This is a genomic window from Duganella callida (assembly GCF_004614165.1).
GTDB lineage: Bacteria > Pseudomonadota > Gammaproteobacteria > Burkholderiales > Burkholderiaceae_D > Rugamonas > Rugamonas callida.
Genome location: NZ_SPVG01000005.1, coordinates 1 through 16,094 on the forward strand (window position 1 = coordinate 1; position 16,094 = coordinate 16,094).

The 16,094-nt window shown below is 64.7% G+C and carries 10 protein-coding genes; 8 read left to right on the plus strand and 2 right to left on the minus strand.

The features are described 5' to 3' along the window. On the minus strand, window positions 1-964 hold a 964-nt coding region (locus E4L98_RS00235), incomplete at its 3' end, for a CFI-box-CTERM domain-containing protein (RefSeq protein WP_307722065.1). A 295-nt stretch (window positions 965-1,259) separates the two neighbouring features. Between E4L98_RS00235 and E4L98_RS00240 the strand changes: the two genes are divergently transcribed. From E4L98_RS00240 to E4L98_RS00260, 5 genes are all read left to right on the plus strand, one after another. Then, window positions 1,260-2,651, plus strand: a complete 1,392-nt coding sequence (locus E4L98_RS00240; protein WP_135199555.1) for a glycoside hydrolase family 28 protein — start codon at window positions 1,260-1,262, stop codon at window positions 2,649-2,651. Beyond that, window positions 2,648-4,777 carry a glycoside hydrolase family 65 protein gene (locus tag E4L98_RS00245; RefSeq protein ID WP_205746636.1) on the plus strand — a complete coding sequence of 710 codons (2,130 nt, stop codon included), beginning with the start codon at window positions 2,648-2,650 and terminating at the stop codon, window positions 4,775-4,777. The genes E4L98_RS00240 and E4L98_RS00245 overlap by 4 nt, the downstream gene beginning before the upstream one ends. 41 nt (window positions 4,778-4,818) lie before the next feature. Continuing rightward, window positions 4,819-6,636, plus strand: coding sequence for a glycoside hydrolase family 28 protein (locus E4L98_RS00250; RefSeq protein ID WP_135199556.1), 1,818 nt, complete (start codon window positions 4,819-4,821; stop codon window positions 6,634-6,636). A gap of 61 nt (window positions 6,637-6,697) precedes the next feature. After that, window positions 6,698-7,282 (plus strand): RNA polymerase sigma factor, encoded by a 585-nt coding sequence (locus tag E4L98_RS00255; RefSeq protein WP_135199604.1) that lies wholly within the window; start codon window positions 6,698-6,700, stop codon window positions 7,280-7,282. Continuing rightward, window positions 7,269-8,204 carry a FecR family protein gene (locus E4L98_RS00260; RefSeq protein ID WP_135199557.1) on the plus strand — a complete coding sequence of 312 codons (936 nt, stop codon included), beginning with the start codon at window positions 7,269-7,271 and terminating at the stop codon, window positions 8,202-8,204. The genes E4L98_RS00255 and E4L98_RS00260 overlap by 14 nt, the downstream gene beginning before the upstream one ends. Before the next feature lie 7 nt (window positions 8,205-8,211). On the opposite strand, the gene E4L98_RS00265 is transcribed toward E4L98_RS00260, so the two are convergent. Then, window positions 8,212-8,592 (minus strand): hypothetical protein, encoded by a 381-nt coding sequence (locus tag E4L98_RS00265; protein ID WP_135199558.1) that lies wholly within the window; start codon window positions 8,590-8,592, stop codon window positions 8,212-8,214. 162 nt (window positions 8,593-8,754) lie between these two features. Here E4L98_RS00265 and E4L98_RS00270 point away from each other — a divergent pair, with 162 nt between their 5' ends. Genes E4L98_RS00270 through E4L98_RS00280 form a run of 3 tightly spaced genes read left to right on the plus strand, consistent with a single transcriptional unit; the run spans window position 8,755 to window position 16,054 of the window. Continuing rightward, complete coding sequence (locus E4L98_RS00270; protein ID WP_229257156.1) at window positions 8,755-12,264, plus strand: TonB-dependent receptor; 3,510 nt, start codon at window positions 8,755-8,757, stop codon at window positions 12,262-12,264. A gap of 2 nt (window positions 12,265-12,266) precedes the next feature. After that, the gene (locus E4L98_RS00275; RefSeq protein WP_135199560.1) at window positions 12,267-15,680 is read left to right on the plus strand and encodes a DUF4450 domain-containing protein; all 3,414 of its coding nucleotides are present in this window, start codon (window positions 12,267-12,269) and stop codon (window positions 15,678-15,680) included. After that, on the plus strand, window positions 15,680-16,054 hold the full coding sequence (locus tag E4L98_RS00280) for an acetyltransferase (RefSeq protein ID WP_135199561.1): 375 nt from the start codon (window positions 15,680-15,682) through the stop codon (window positions 16,052-16,054). The genes E4L98_RS00275 and E4L98_RS00280 overlap by 1 nt, the downstream gene beginning before the upstream one ends. The last annotated feature ends 40 nt before the right edge of the window (window positions 16,055-16,094 follow it).

Consider the following 16,094-nt stretch of genomic DNA (forward strand, 5'->3'; position numbering starts at 1 on the left):
GCACGCCGGCGATCGCGGCGCGGCCGAGCAGCCGCGGGCAGGCGTCGTCCAACGCGTTTTGCGCCTGGCGCACGGCGACCCGGTCGGTGTGCTCGAACGCCAGCACCCCGGCCAGCGTGAACCAGGCCAGCAAGGGGCGCACCACCACCCGCAGGGCGGCCGCGCGCGGTGTCGCCTCCTGGTCCAGCCGGGCGGCGATGGCCGGGCTGAAACCGTAATAATCGGCGTAGATGCGGTCGATCAGCCGCGCGCCCAGCGGCGAAGCGGCCGCGACGCGGTCGCGCAGGCCGCGCAGCTGCGCCACTTCGGCCGAGCGCGGCGAGCCGGTCGTGGCCGAGACGATGAAGCAGCCGTCGCTGTCCGGCGTCGGCGGGCCGCTGCAATCGTCGCCGTGGCCGCAGCCGCCGTCGTGGTTGTTGACGTCGCGCAGGCAGTAGCCCATCGCCGAGCGCATCACGTTCTCGTCGGTCTCGGCGGGTGGCTCGTCGTTGGGTTGCTGGGTGCCGGTGGCGCCGCGGAAGGCGTGCGACAGCTCGTGGTACAGCAGCGGCGGCCTGGCCAGGCTGATCTTGTTGCCATCGGTGTCGAACACGAAGATGCCGCCGCCGTTGCAATTATTGATGTCGTACACCACGCGGATCACCGTCGGCGTGACGTTGCTGTCGATGTAGGTGATGCCGTTGCCGGTGATGTCGATGCCCGAGACCGGGTCCACGCCGCCGCTCAGCGCCGTGATGATGGTCCCGTCGATCACGGTCGGCGCGCCGAAATTGCTGTTGCACATGTCGTGCAGGCGCGCCGCCGTCGGTGGCGCCGGCCGCGCGCCGGCGTAGGTCAGTTGCAGCAGGGTCGGATCGGCCGCGACCGGGAGATCGCCCAGGTTGCCATCCGAGATACTGATCCGCAGGCAATCGCTGAACGCTTCGGCCGACAGGCCGGGATTCTGATCGAGAAAAATGCTCATGGCAACCTTCCAGACAGTTTGGATCAAGACGCTGCTGGCCTTTTTCAATAGCCAGTGGAGTCAGCTTATGTCCGGCGCCGCCCGACGTGTTTGCGCCAGCTCAAAGTACGACCCGGCGCCGGAAGGCCGATCACGCCGTCGGTGTCGGCAGCACGGCCGGCAGCCGCGCGGCGCGAACTGATCATCTTTCTGAGTAAAACACCGGCACGACCGCCAGTAATGCTGAACAAGATTACACTTCGCTCACAATTTATAAAAAACCATGGCTGTACTCCCCCGATCAAGGAAATCCGCAATGAAGCAAGCGACCATCAGCGCCGCGCTCGTGTTCGCGGCCGTCCAGGCACTGGCGGCCGATTTCAATGTCCGCGACTATGGCGGCAAGGGCGACGGCGTCACCAACAACACCGCGGCGATACAGCAGGCGATCGACGCGGCCGCAAAGCAGGCCGGCACGGTGGTATTCCCGGCCGGGACCTATCTGACCGGGGCCATTTTCGTCAAATCCGGCGTTACCCTGAAAGTGGACAAAGGCGTGACCCTGCTCGGTTCGCGCAATATCGACGATTACCCGATGATGCCGACGCGGATCGCCGGCATCGAGATGCGCTGGCCGGCGGCGCTGGTCAACGTCTACCGGCAGCACAAGGCAGCCGTCATCGGCGAAGGCACCATCGACGGCGATGGCAAGGTGTTCTGGGACCACTACTGGGCGCTGCGCAAGGAATACGAACCGCGCGGCCTGCGCTGGGCTTCGGATTACGACGCGCGCCGTCCGCGCCTGGTGCAGGTATTCGACTCCACCGGGGTCAGGGTCGGCGGCGGCCTGCTGCTGCGTCGTTCCGGTTTCTGGACGGTGCATGTCTGCTATTCGCAGGAGGTGACGGTGGATGGCGTCACCATCAACAACAACGAGGAAGGACACGGCCCGTCCACCGACGGCATCGACATCGATTCCTCGCGCAAGGTGCTGGTGGCGAATGCCGACATCTCGGTCAATGACGATGCGCTGGTGCTCAAGGCCGGACGCGATGCCGATGGCCTGCGCGTCAACCGTCCAACCGAGGATGTGGTGATCCGCGATGTCAAAGTACGCTATTCCAAGGGCGGCATCGTGTTCGGCAGCGAGACGTCGGGCGGCTTCCGCAATATCGAAGCCTACCGTCTGAGCTTTGACGACAAGACGCCGGTGGGCATCCTGTTCAAATCGGCCCACACGCGTGGCGGCTGGGGCGAGGATATCCGGCTGCACGACATCACCATGACCGGCACGCCGGTGGTCATGCGCGTGAACATGAACTGGAACCCGGCTTACAGCTACGCCGCCATCCCGGCCGATGTCAAGGACGTGCCGGAGCACTGGAAAGTCATGGCCACCCCGGTGCCGAAGGAACAGGGAATGGCGCGCTTCCAGGACGTCAAAGTCTGGAATATCAAGGCCAGCGGCGCCAGAAGCGCGTTCGAGGTGGCCGCTTTCGCGCAGAAACCGCTGCAGCGCTTCCAGTTCGACCAGCTCGATATCGAGGCCAAGGGTGGCGGTTACATCCGCGATGCGCAGGGCTGGCAGTTCGCCAACACCAGGCTGCGGCTGCCGGCGGATGCGCCGGTGGAGGTGGGCGCGGATAGTAACATCAGCGGACTACCGCAGGGTAGCTTTGTGGTCCGCCCGGCGGAGAAGCAAGGATGAAAACTCAATCTATCTGGCTGGCCTGCATTGCGCTGATCATGCTGCCCGGCGCGCGCGCCGGGACGGCGCAGATCGACCGCCCCGCGCTGGTCGCCCGTCACGATCCGCATCTGGGCGCGATCGACACCATGGCGCCGCTCAGCGTCGGCAACGGCCGGTTCGCCTTCACGGCCGACGTGACGGGCCTGCAAACCTTGCCCGAGCTGTATCACGACAAGGGCATACCGGTTGAAACGCAGGCTCGCTGGTCCTGGCATGAAAACGCCAATCCCAAGGGTTACAAGCTGTCCGACGCCAACCGCGATTACACGGCATGGGGCCGCACCGTCGGCTACCCGACCAACACCAAGTCGCCGGCCGGCCATTGGCTGCGCGAGAATCCGCATATCCAGCCGCTGCCGCAGATCGGCTTTGTCATGACCGGCGCGGATGCGCATGCGCTGACCGCCGCCGATGTGAGCAACATCGACCAGCGGCTGGACATGTGGCGCGGGCGCCTGGACAGCCATGTGCAGTTGCTGGGTCAGGCGCTCAGCGTCAGCAGCACCGTCAATCCGGACAGCGATACTCTGGCGCTGCGCATCGCCTCGCCGCTGCTGGCCAGCGGCCGCGCGGCTGTGCGCATCGCCCTGCCGCTGGGCTACAAGATGGGCGATCATCACAATCCGCCGCTGGACTGGTCGCAGCCGCAGGCGCACCAGACCAGGGTGCTGGCGCAAACGGCCAATTCGCTGGTGCTGGAACACACGCGCGATGCCTCGCACTACACCATGACGCTGACCAGCGGCGCGCCGCTGAAGATCAGCCATCCGCGCGAACACGTGTTCGACATCACGCCCGGCTCGGGGGAAAAGTTGGACTTGACCATCTCATTTACCCGGCAAGGACAGGCACCGGCGCGCGATGCAGCCGCTGTCTTCCAGGCCAGCGAAGCGCATTGGGACCGCTTCTGGCGCAGCGGCGCCGCGGTCGATTTCAGCGGCAGCAAAGACCCGCGTGCCGCTGAACTGGAGCGACGCGTCGTGCTGTCGCAGTATCTGACGGCGATCCAGCTGGGCGATGAACTGCCCGCCTCTGAAAGCGGCCTGACGACGTCCACCTGGTACGGCAAGCATCACACCGAGATGGTGTGGTGGCATACCGCCCACTTCGCGCTGTGGGGACGTCCCGAATACACGGCGCGCACGCTGGACTGGTTCAATCGCACCCTGCCCGCCGCGCGTGCGGTCGCCGCGTCGCGCGGCCTGCAAGGCGCACGCTGGATGAAGATGACCGGGCCGGAAGGCCGCGAAAGCCCCGGCGGCAATCCACTGATCGTCTGGAACCAGCCGCACGCCATCCATCTGGCAGAGCTGCTGTACCGCGCGGATCCTTCGCCGGCCACGCTGCAGCGCTATCGCGCACTGGTGTTCGAAACGGCGCAAGGCATGGCCTCCATGCTGCATTGGGACGAGAAAGGCCAGCGCTACGTGCTCGGGCCGCCGCTGTGGATCGCGCAGGAGATTTACGATCAGGCCACCAGCATGAACCCGACCTATGAGCTCAGCTACTGGGCGCGGGCACTTGAAATCGCGCAGGAATGGCGCGAACGCCTCGGCATGCCGCGCGACGCGGAATGGGAAAAACGCCGCACCCACCTGTCGGCGCTGCCGCAGAAGGACGGCAAGTACGTGGCGCTGGAGTCGCATCCCGATACCTGGGACAACATCGACAGCCGCCATGACCATCCATCGTTCCTGATGGCGCTGGGCCAGTTGCCGGGCGATGGCGTGGACCGCGAAACCATGCGCCGTACGCTGCAGGCGGTGCTGAGCAACTGGGACTGGGAGACCAAGATCTGGGGCTGGGACTATCCGATGATCGCCATGACAGCGGCGCGCGTGGGTGAGCCTGAAAAGGCGGTCAGCGTGCTGCTCAAATCGGATGGCCCGAACAACAGCTACACCCAGGCCGGCCACAATCCCAACACGCGACTGCCGGTCTACCTGCCCGGCAACGGCGCCTTGCTCGCCGCCGTCGCCATGATGGCCGGCGGCTGGGATGGCGCGCCGTCACGCCCGGCGCCCGGCTTCCCCGCCGACGGCAGCTGGGTCGTGCGCGCCGAAGGCTTCAAGGCGCTGCCCTGACTGCGCGCGGCGTCCCGCCGCCATGACCGAAAGATATGAACATGAACCGTGATTCAACCCGGCGACGCTTCCTGCACGGCGCCTCCGCGGCCGGCGCCCTGCTGTTCGCCGGACGCCTGCCGCTGCTTTCTTCGGCTGCCGCCGCCACCTCGCCAGCCGACGGCGAACCTTGGCAGCGCGCGCAGCGGATCGTCGAGCGCTGCGCACGCCCTCTCATATTTCCCCGGCAGGACTTCCCCATCACCCGCTACGGTGCGCAGGGCTGCGCGCTGGTGGCGGCCAAGTCCATCTGGCGCGGCACGCAGCGGGAGGTGCAGACGCCCGCCCCCGGCGCGCCTGACTGCTATCCCGCCATCGCCGCCGCGATCGCCGCGGCCAGCGACGCCGGCGGTGGACGCGTCCTGATCCCTGCCGGGAACTGGTACTGCAAAGGCCCCATCGTCCTGCGCTCGAACGTCCACGTGCATCTGTCGGCCAAGGCGCAGATCTACTTCAGCGCCGACCCGGCCGATTACGCCATGTACGGCGACGTCGATTGCGGCAAGGCCGGAAAACTGGTGCTGTCGCGCTGGCAGGGCAACGACCTGCTGAACTACTCCCCTTTGGTCTACGCCTACAAGCAATCCAATATCGCCCTGACCGGCGAAGACTGGACCAGCATCCTCAATGGCCAGGCCGGCGTACACGCCAACGCCGGCAGCGGCCCCTGGTGGGACTGGATAGACCGCAAGGACGGCACCGTCAACGCCGCCAGCGCTAATCCGCTCAACGCCCCGCTGGAGAGCATCGCCCCCTGGCTATCGGCGCAACAGCGCGCGCTGATCCAGGGTAGCCATCCACGCTGGAACGGCGACACCCGCTACCTGCCGGCACTGTCGGAAGCCGGCGTCCCGGCGGCCCGCCGCATCTTCGGTATCGGCCACCACCTGCGCCCGTGCATGATCGAACTGATCGAATGCAGCGACGTCCTGCTGCAAGGCTACCAGGTCAATGACTCGCCATTCTGGCAGCACCACCCCGTCGCTTGCCGCAATCTGCGCATCAATAAAGTGAACATGGAAAGCCTGGGGCCGAACAACGACGGCTTCGACCCCGAATCGTGCGATACCGTGCTGGTCGAACACTGCACCTTCAACACCGGCGACGACTGCATCGCCATCAAATCCGGCAAGAACCGCGATACCCGATACGGCGCCACCCGCAACATGGTGATACAGGATTGCGTGATGAACAGCGGTCATGGCGGCATCACGCTGGGTAGCGAAATGGCGGGCGGTATCGAACACGTCTACGCCCAGCGCATCGACTTCCGCAACGCGCATTGGGCCACCTCCCCGCTCGGTTCCGCGATACGCCTCAAGGCGAACATGAACCGCGGCGGCTTCCTGCGCCACCTGTACGTGCGCGATGTGACACTGCCCAATGGCGTGGATGCCCGCGCGCGCAAGACGGCGCCACCCGATCCGCAGCAACCGTTCAAGAACCTGGCCACCGGCGGCGGCGCCATCGTCACCATCGACTGCAACTACGCGGCAGGCGACGACGGCGTACGCACCCGGCCGACCGCCGTATCGGATGTCCACATCTCCAATCTGCGCGCCGCCAACGTCAAGACGGCCGACGGCGAATATTCCTGCTGGCAGGCCGTCCTGATACTCGGCCCGGTCGCCGCCAGCTATAACGGCCCGGCCGGCACACCGATACCGCCCGTGTCCAACATCACCATCAGCGACAGCGATTTCGGCACGCCGCGCAACGGCGCGGAACCGGTTTATCTGTACAACGCCAGCCAGGTGGTGCTGAACAACGTCACCATCGCCGGCCAGATCGTCAATAAAACGCTATCGGCGCCAGGATAAATCGTGAGGAAATCCGCACGGCGTTCGTCTTAACAGTCAGGGAGCACGGATGAGCAAGCGTATGGACACTGAGGTCACAGACTGGCTGACGATACATTTCCTGCCGCACGAGGCGGAGTTGCGCACCATGCTGCGCCGCGTCTGCAACAGCCCATCGGAAGTGGACGACGCCGTCCAGGAGACCTGTTACCGCATCCTGGCCGTCGCGGACCTGGCGCTGGTGCACAACCCCAAGCCCTTCGTGTTCCGCACGGCGAAAAACATCGTCCTGGACCGCATCAGGCGCGACGCGGTGGTGAGCATCGAGACCATGGCCAACCTCGAAGAGCTGGAAATCGCCGACACCGCACCGTCGCCCGATCGCGTGGTGTTCGCGCGCGAGGAACTGAAATGGGTCTTCGGCCTGATTGCCAGGCTGCCGGACCGCTGCAAATCCGTATTCAGCGCGCGCCGCCTGCACGGCATGTCGCAGAACGAAACGGCGCGAACGCTGGGCCTGACCGACAGCGTGGTCGAACACGAAATGATGAAAGGAATGCGGCTGATGTCGGAAATGATCGCCACCCAGGGCATCGAGGCCAGGCGTTCGCCGCGGCCCGGCGCCGGAATCCAACGCGCGGCGAAGACCAGCAATGTCAAAGATTGATCACCAAGCCCACGCATGGGTGGTGCAGGAACACGCCCGTGGCCTGACACCAGCCGAAACGGCGGCATTCGACGCCTGGTACGAGGCCGACATCCGCCATCAGGGCGCCTACGCGCGGGCGACGGCGATATACAACGCGCTGCACCTGGCGGCGGGCCAGCACGTTATGCCTTCAGGGCGATTGTCGCTGCGGCGGCGCAACCTGATCATGGGCGGTGTGGCGGCTGGCATGACCGCCGTTATCGGCACGTTCGGCTACTCGGTGCTGCAGGCCGGCACCGCCCTTACCACCGCCAAGGGCGAATTCCGCCGCGTGCCGTTGCAGGACAAGTCGATCGCCGACATCAACAGCGGCAGCCAGATCGAAGTCGCCTTCACCAGGCAGCAGCGCAAGGTCAACCTGCACAAGGGCGAAGCGTGGTTCGAAGTCGTCAAGGACAAATCCAAGCCCTTCATCGTCGAATCGGGCGACGCCCTGATACGCGCCGTGGGCACCGCGTTCTCCGTGCGCCGCATGCCGGATGGCTCGGAAGTACTGGTCACGGAAGGCACGGTTGAAGTCTGGAGCAAGGATGGCGCGGCGCAACGGCGGCTGGTCACGGCCGGCGAACACGCCTTCCTCGCGCACGAAACCAAGGCCATCGCCGTCACCCGCCAGCCGGACGAAATCAACCGCCGGCTGGCCTGGCGCGAGGGCAAGCTGATATTGAGCAGCCAGACCCTGAAGGAAGCGGTGGCCGATTTCAACCGCTACAGCGCCAAGACCATCGTCATCGCCGATCCGTCGCTGCTGGACAGGCGCCTGGTCGGCCAATACCAGCTCGATGCGCCCGAACTGTTCGCGCAAGACGTCAGCATGATACTCAACGTGCCGCTGGTGATCACCACGGAGCGCATCCTGATCGGCCAGCGCCGCATCTGAGTTTCAATCAATCCTTTGAACGAATGACTTCATCCCGCCGGCCGTCGGAGGAAACCGCCGCGCACTCCGTCTTTATCAATAACGGGGCAGCATGGTTCCGAAAATCAGATGAGGTCAGGAGGGAGACATGACCCAATTGCATGAATACGTCGGCAGAGCGCAGATCGTCCTGGCCGTGAGCGTGGCGGCCCATGTCGGCGCTGTGCGGGCGCAGGAGGCGCCCCAGCCGTTCAACATACCGGCAGGCGTCGCCACGCAATCCGTTCCGGAATTTGCGAAGCAGGCCGGCGTCAACGTCCTGGCCACGGCCGATGTTCTGGACGGTGTGAAGACCAATGCATTGGCTGGTTTGTTCGTCATCCCCGAAGCGGTCGACCGGCTGCTTCAAGGCACGCATCTGATCGCGCGAATCAGTAGCAGCGGCACCGTCGTAATCCTGAAGCGCCCTGTCAGCGCGCCGGGAGATCTAAAAATGACGGAGGAGATAATGACAAGATCGGATATTCCAGCTCAACGCAAAGTGGCCTGCTGCGCCGTTTCGGCCGCAGTCATGATGATGAGCGCCCCCCTGGCCCAAGCCCAGACTCAGGCGGCGGATGCGCAAAGCGCGGCGGCCGACGTCGAACCGCTGCACAAGGTGCAGGTGGTGGGCACGCGCGCTTCGCAGCAATCGAGCATCGAGCGCAAAAAGAACGCCGCCACGGCGGTGGATTCCATCGTCGCCGAAGACGTGGGCTCCCTGCCCGACCGTAACGTCGGCGAGGCGATCTCGCGCATGGCCGGCATCGCGCTGGATCGCGGCGACTTCGGCGAGGGCGTCACGGTGTCGGTACGCGGCAACGGCCCCGACCTGACCCGCGTGGAACTCGACGGCCAGGCGGTGCAATCGGCCGGCGGCAGCAACATGGCCGGCGGCGGCGACGGCCGCGCGGTGGAATTCCGCCAGCTGTCGGCCGATTTGATCAAGAGCGTCGACGTGATCAAGGGTTCGACCGCCGACATGGTGGAAGGGGCGCTGGGCGGCAGCATCCAGATCAAGACCCGCACCGGCCTCGATTTCAAGAAGCCGTTCGCATCGCTGCGGGTGGCCGGCAGCCAGAGCAGCCTGAATAAAAAATGGCAGCCGGACGCCAACCTGATCCTGGCCGACAAATTCATGAACGGCCGTCTCGGCCTGCTGCTGAACGCCTCGACCACCACGCTGGACAACGAAGGCCATTTGACGCAGGTGGCCGGCAACGGCAACCAGGGTTACTACCGTTTGTACGATTTCGACAACTCGCCGCAGAAGACCTTCACCTTCCAGCCCAACACCGTCAACCGCGCGGACGCCGCGACCGGCCTGCCGATTCTGCAATCGCCGCTGGCCGGCGGCGGCTACTTCAACTCGGCCACGCCGCTCGACCTGGTGAGCCGTTCGGCCGCCGCCCAGAGCAAGGCCGACTGCCAGGCCGCCTTCCCGGCGCTGACGGCGACGCAGCTGAACAGCATTGCCTCCGCCTCGCGCACCGCTGCGCAGACCCAGCGCACCAATGAGCTGACGACCTGCCTGAATCAGTGGAACGACTACACCCCATCCGGCCCGCGCTACGTGGTCAAGCGCGAAATCGACCGCCGCCAGAACCTGGACCTGCGCGCCGACTTCAAGGTGAACGACGACCTGACGGTCTACGCCAAGGGCAGCTACAACAAACGCCATGACGATATCAACCAGTTGGCGTTCTCGATGGGGAACTTCACCGTCAAGAACGGCGTCGCCAACGTGCAGCCAGGATCGGTGATCACGGACGCCAACCACCATGTGCTGCAATACACCTTCGACAATACCGACAGCAACGGCGTGGCCAAGACCAATCAGAGTCACGGCATCGGTCTGACCACCGCGCGCTACCTGCAACTGGGCGGCACCTACAAGCACGAAGGCTGGCTGGCCGAATTCTTCGCCGGCGACGCGCGTTCCGACTTCCAGAAAGGGATCAAGGAGCTCACGCTGAACGACTACTACGGTTCGGGCACGCTGAAAATGCTGCCGAACGGATTGTGGGGTTATTCCTTCCCCGGCTTTAACCCTACCGACAACTCGGACCTGGCCCGCTTCGCCCAACTCTATCCGCGCGGCGCCAGCGCTGCCATCCTGCCGACCGCCTACACCAGCAATACCGCGCCGGCCTACACGGCGGCGCAGCAGAACGCGGTGACGTCCTCGCCCAACCTGACTTGGGTGCCGACCATGTACTTCAGCGAAGAACGCACCGCCAAGGCCGACCTGACCTGGACCACGCCGGAATCCATCCCGTTCTTCAAGCGCTTCAAGACGGGCTACAACATGCGCGACACGCGCAACGACAACTGGAACATCAATAACGGCGGCTACAACATGAGCAACCCGGTCGGCACCTTCGGCCAGCCGGGCTTCGTGGCGCCGCTGGTGATGCCCTCGCCTACCCTGCGCAGCAGCATGTACGGCTGCGCCGACACACCGGGATCGCTGGCGCCCGGCGGCAACGCCTGCGTCTACGGCTGGATACCGAAACTCGATATCCGCCAGTCGCTGGACGGCACCACCGTGCTGACCATGCAGCAGTTTGCCGATCTGATGAAACAGGTGATGACCCTGAAAGCCACGCCGACCCGGTTTTTCAGCGGCGCCAGCGGCCGGCCCGATGGTCTGATCGACAACTGGACCCAGATCGACGTCGAAAAACTGTTCGGCGCGCTGAATATCCCGAACACCGATTTCAATTGCGTCAAGCGCTGCACCGCCAGTGACGGCAAGGTCTACGACCAGCCGGCGCAGCACCTGAAGGAACGCACCGACGCTTTCTACCTGATGACCGACTTCGGCCTGGACCAGATTCCGTTCACCAACCGTCCGCTGCCCTTCGGCTGGCAACTGGACGGCAACATCGGCGTGCGTTATGTGCGTACCCGCGTATCGGGCACCGGCATGATGAGCTTCACCTCGATCACCAAGACCTCCAGCTTCGATCCCAACCTGCCCGACGCGCCGGGCGGCACCCAGACCACCACCGTGCAGCAGGCTACCCGCACGGATGCCAAGACCACCGACATCCTGCCGAGCTTTAACCTGGCCGCATGGGTGGTGCCCGACCAACTGGTGCTGCGCTACAGCGCGGCCAAGACGGTGGCCCGGCCGCCGGTATCGCGCCTGGTGGCGTCGGGCTCCTGCACCTATAACGAAGTGCTGGCCGGCCAGGGTGACGACCCGCAGAAATGCTCGGGTACCGTGGGCAATCCGGCGCTGCAGGCGCAAAAAAACGTCAACCAGAACGTCTCGCTCGAATGGTATCCGAACAATGACACCATGGTCACCGTCGCCGGCTTCCGCCAGCAAGGCAAGGTCGGACCGGCGATCGCGCAGGGCGTATCGCGCTCGCCGCTGTTTGCGGACAGCAGCCTGGTCGATCCTGTGACGGGCGTATCGCTGGCGCAGATGCTGTTCGACTATTCGACCTGGATGAATGGTTCCACCACCGGCCGCAAGGGCGTGGAATTCAGCACCAAGACCGCGTTCACCTTCCTGCCCTCGCTGTTCCGCTACACTGGGTTCGACGCCAACTACACGCGCATGCATTCGTCCACCAGCACCGTCAACATCGTCGACCTGCTGACCGGCGTGCCGCTGCCGCCGCAGAACGAGTCCAAGTACACCTACAACGCGGCGCTGTGGTATGACGATGGCCGTTTGTCCGCGCGCGTGGCGGTGCAGGCGGTCGGCTCCTACTTCAACTGCATCGCCGCCTGCGGCCAGTCCACCAGCATGCTGAACTACCCCAACGCCGGCGGCGGCCGTCTCGGCCCGCCGTACAATCCGGGCTCGCCGAACTTTACCGACGCCACCCGCTTCATCGACGCCAAGGTGGCGTACAAGTGGTCGCCGCAAGTCGAGATCTTTGTCGAAGGACGTAACCTGGGCAACGCCACCACCTCGCACAGCCAGCAATCGTTCGCTCCCTTCGCCGATGGCACGGCCAACCTGCTTGACTATGCCTATGCGGGACGCCGTATCATGGTCGGCGTGAACTTCCGTACTTTGTGAGCATGAAAAAGCGCTTCCTCCTGCTGCCGCTGATCGTCTGCCTGGGCCTGTCCCTGGCGCAGGCGGACGACTCGCCTGAGATCCGCAACACCACGTTGCGGCCCAACCTGCAAGGGCGGATCGCGCAGCCCTTGCGCTACCATCCGGAGGGAGCGGACTTCGTGATCCGCAACGGCGGGGAATTCTTCAACCGCTCGCTGTACGGCGCCAACGATGCTTTTCGCGTCGATGGCGGCGACAAGCCGGAGTTCTCGCTCTACCTGCCCGGCCGCGACGGCAATCTGCGGCTAGGCCTGCGCACGGAGGCCGGCGCGATCTGGCTGCACAACGCGGCCGACATCACCACGCGCTATCGTCCCGGCGAGCTGCAGTACGAGATTGCCGATCCGTTGCTGGGACCACAGGGCCGGTTGCGCGTGGCGGCCGTCGCCTACGCTGTCACCCAGGGGCTCGGCCTGCAGATCAGCGGCTCGAACCTGCCTGCCGGCGCCGAATTGCTCATCGCCTTCGGCCCTGGTAACGGCCAGAAAGGCCAGCGCGGCGGCGACATCGGCAGCGAGCGCGTGCCGATCAGCGAATTCTTCCAGTTCTCGCCGGATTATGCGCGCAGCACTCAGTACAGCGTGGATGCGCATGGCTTCGTGGCGACGGCGCGTCACGCGACGATCAGCGCGACCGTGAACGGCGGCGCGCAGACGGCCGGTGCGAATAACGTCAATCCGGCCGGTGCAGGCCTTGCCCGGCCAGGCCGGAGCAATGGCGCCGATGCCGCAGGCGCTGCGATGTATTGGCGCCTGGCGGACGCCGGCCTGTGGAACAAGCCTGCGCCACTTCTGGCTTCCGCTGTCGGCGATGCCCCGGCGGTGGCCATCGGCACACTGCCGATCGGCGCACGGACCATCGACCTGGCGTTACAGGTCATCGCCGTGCAGCCGCCGAAGGCGCAAGCCGGCATGATGCCCGCGCCGCCTTCCCTGCTACCCCGCCTTGCTCCCACCGACCTGCCCCGCCGCTTCGCGGAAGCGCGCGAACACGTCACCCAAGTCCGCAACCGCGTACGCATCGACACTCCCGATCCGTGGCTGAACGCCGCCATGGGCGCGCTCAACGTCGCCGCCGATGCCGTCTGGGACGAAGAACAACACGCCATCATGCACGGCGCCATCGCCTGGCGCATGAAGCTCCTCGGCTGGCGCGGCCCATACGCGCTCGATGCCCTCGGCTGGCACGAACGCGCACGCGACAACTTCGACGTCTGGACCGAACGCCAGGACACCTCGGCCATTCCGGCCTCCCCGCCGCCCGCCGATCCGAAAGCCAACCTCGCCCGTAACGAACCGGGGCTGCACTCGAACGGCGCGATGAGCAAGTCGCACTACGACATGAACCTGGTGTTCATCGATGCGCTGCTACGCCATCTGCTGTGGACTGGCGACCTGGCCTATGCGCGCGAAGTGTGGCCAGTGCTGGAACGCCACCTCGCCTGGGAGCGCCGTCTGTTCCGCCGCGAATTCGGCCCCGACCACCTGCCCCTGTACGACGCCTACGCCGCCATCTGGGCCAGCGACGACGTGTATTACAACGGTGGCGGCACCACCCATGCTTCCGCCTACAATGCGTGGCACAACGAAATGGCCGCCCGCATCGCGCGCCTGATCGGCAAAGACCCCGCGCCCTATCAGCGCGAAGCCGACGCCATCCGCCGCGCCATGCGACAGCAACTGTGGATGCCCGAACGCGGCGCATTTGCCGAGTACCGGGACCTGCTGGGCAAGCAGCTGCTGCATCCAAGTTACGGTCTGTGGAGCTTCTATCACACCATCGATTCAAAGGTACCGACCGCATTCGAGGCCGCACGTATGGCCGCCGATCTCGACACGCACCTGAAGGCGATCCCGGTCGGCGGCCCAGGCGTACCGGCCGACCGCCCCTACCATATGCTGTCCGAGTCCGACTGGATGCCTTATGCCTGGTCGATCAACAACGTGGTGTTCGGCGAAAACCTGCACACTGCACTGGCCTACTGGCAGGCCGGACGCGCCGACACTGCCTTCGACATCACCAAGGGCGCCGTGCTGGCCAGTCTGTACATGGGTATCAGTCCCGGCAACATCGGCACCCTGAACTACCTGGACGTCTACCGCCGCGAAGCACAGCGCGACTTTGCCGATGGTGTCGGCATCATGTCGCGCACCATCATCGAAGGCATGTTCGGCGTGCACCCCGACGCGCTGGCCGGCGTGCTGACGCTGCGGCCAGGCTTGCCGGCCGAGTGGGACCACGCCACCCTCACCCATCCCGACCTGACGCTGTCCTACCGCCGCAACGGCAAACAGGACAAATGGGAAGTCACTCAGACCGGCGCACGCTTCAGGCATCTGGTGCTCGAACTACCCGCCCGCAGCGCCAAAGTCGCGCAAGTCCGGGTAGACGGCAAGCCGGTCGCGTGGCAATCGCTGGCCGAGGCAATCGGTGCTCCCAAGCTGCGTATCGAGCTACCGTTCTCCACCCAGACCCGCATCGAAATCGCATGGAGGGATGTGCCGCTCAACGCCCAACTGACCGGCGCCACCGAAGACGGATTCAATCAAGTTAGCCAAGGCGATTTTAGCTGGTGGGTTGCTGATGCCCGCGCGCCCAAGCCGGAACCGACTGCCTGCACATTATCCGGCCCGGCCTGGACCAATAGCGGAGACGCGATCAACGCCGTCCCGGTGGACCTGAAATCCTGGTTCAACGACAGCGTGACCAATATCTTCAAGCCCGGCAAATACCTATCCCCACGCGCGCCGCACGTGACATTGGCTTTGCCGTCGCAAGGCATCGGCGCCTGGGCCGGCCACCTGAACGCCCTGCCTGTTATCGACGACACCGGCCTGCGCGCACTGGGCGGCATACTGACGCTGCCCAATGGCCTGCGCTTCGCCACGCCGGCGGGCACCGGCCCGAACATCGTCTTTACCTCCCAATGGGACAACTATCCACATGAAGTCACCATCCCGCTCAAAGGCCAGGCGCACCGCGCCTTCCTGCTGATGGCCGGCTCCACCAACTTCATGCAAAGCCGCATCGACAACGGCGAAATCATCGTCAGCTACACCGACGGCACCCAAACCCGCACCGCCCTGCGCAACCCGGACAACTGGTGGCCCATCGAACAAGACTACTTCATCGACGACTACCAGTTCCCGCTCTGCGGCCGGCTGCCCGTGCGCGTGGACCTGAAAACAGCCCGCGTCCGCGTTCCAGATCCGGCCACAGTCAAAGGCGCAGGCCGCGACGTCGCCGGCGGTGCCGCGACGGTACTAGAACTGCCGCTGGACTCATCACGGCAACTGAAAACAATCATTCTGCGAACGCTGGCGAATGATGTCTTAATAGGATTGATGGGCCTTACAATCGATCTGGGTCAGTGATGAGCACGGAGAGCCTGCCTACAAAGCCAGAAGACCGCAAAGCCATTGAGGAATTGGTTTGCGACTTTCTCCCGAAAGCTGCGCTCTGGTTGGCGGTAGACGCTAACGATTATCCTCAAGCGTTCATGCTTATTCATAACGGCCACATGGAGGCACTATTCGTTGACCCTACCGTCAGAGGACTGGGCATTGGTGCGGCTTTAGTCCGTCACGGCCTAGCGCTCCATCCGGCGATGACAACGGATGTCAATGAGCAGAACGGTCAAGCTATTGGATTTTACGAAAAAATGGGCTTCGAACGGACAGGCCGCTCTCCACTGGATGGACAGGGAAGACCTTATCCACTGATCCATTTGGCTCACAGCAGCTTCTGAATATCTGTTCTTGGCCGAAAGCAAAACATATAGAGACAAA